Here is a 1,016-nt window from a genome sequence, read left to right on the forward strand (position 1 = left end):
CCCCCAGCCGCTGGAGCAGGTTCGCCAGCACCGCCACGTCCAGGCTGGCTGGGACGTTGTGGAGGGTCACGAGATGCGGCGTCACCAGGGCCGCCACCATCAGCGGCAGCACCGCATTCTTGGCTCCGCTGATCGGATAGGTTCCCACCAGCGGCCGTCCGCCGCGGATCACCAGGCTCGTCGCGCGGTCCGGCCGCCACCAGGGGCAGGCGGCCAGCAGGGAGATGTCGGCGATCGTCCGCATGCGTCGGGTCCCGGATTCGTCCTCAGGCTAGCAAGCGAGGCCGCATGGGCGAAACCTTCGGGGAAACCCGGCGTTCCCCTGGCATGAGCGAACGCAAGCCCGCCCTCACCGCGACCGAGGCCCGCGGGGGCCAGCCCGTGAACATGACCCGCTGGGTCTTGATCGGCGGGCTCGGCCTCGTGATCCCGGCCCTCGCCATCGCCTGGTACTTCCTGGCCTACTGATTTCTCTCAGTTGGCGGCCACTGCGGAGCATGGCAGGTTGCGGCCATGCTCATGATCCCTGCCAGCCGCGAGAATGTCTACACCGGGAGCCCGCTCGACCGGCTCTCGGGTAAGCGCAACGACGAGGAATTCATCGCCAGCCAGCTCGCCGACGACGCGGCGCTTTTCGTTCCGGTCTGGCGCTCCCGCAGTCTGATGCGTGGCGTGGAGCAGGGCAGACCCGAGGCCGTGATGCTCAGCCGCGCCGGCGCCGAGGCCGTCCGCATGGCCGGTGGCCCCTGGGCCTTCCTGGGCCTCTGGGAAAAGCGCCCGGTCTTCGCCGTGGATTGCTCCAAGACCGACGACCCGCTCCCCCTCCTGCCGCCGGAGATGGGCGCTTTCTCCGACCTTCGCGGCGTCGCCGGCCTGCTGCCGGAAGGCGAGGCCAGCGTGCTCGCCCATGCGCGCGGCCTCATGCACTGGCGGGTGAAGCATCTCTTCTGCGGCGTCTGCGGCAACGGCACCGAGCCGCGCGACGCCGGCAACGCCCTTGCCTGCCCCAGCTGCGG

General features: G+C 70.5%; 2 protein-coding genes and 1 pseudogene. 2 read left to right on the top strand and 1 reads right to left on the bottom strand.

From position 1 onward, the window contains the following. A pseudogene (locus AC1DWF_RS32575) lies at positions 1–244 on the bottom strand (hypothetical protein); the annotation flags it as partial. Positions 245–288: 44 nt separating this feature from the next. On the opposite strand from AC1DWF_RS32575, the gene AC1DWF_RS32580 reads away from it, so the two are divergent. Both AC1DWF_RS32580 and AC1DWF_RS32585 read left to right on the top strand, forming a co-directional pair. Beyond that, entirely contained in the window at positions 289–468 is a 180-nt protein-coding gene (locus AC1DWF_RS32580) for a hypothetical protein (RefSeq protein WP_476842650.1), read from the top strand. A gap of 45 nt (positions 469–513) precedes the next feature. Continuing rightward, positions 514–1,016: NUDIX-like domain-containing protein (locus tag AC1DWF_RS32585; RefSeq protein ID WP_476842651.1), on the top strand; the 503-nt coding region annotated here is incomplete at its 3' end.

This window comes from Aminobacter sp. P4_D5 (assembly GCF_056401815.1).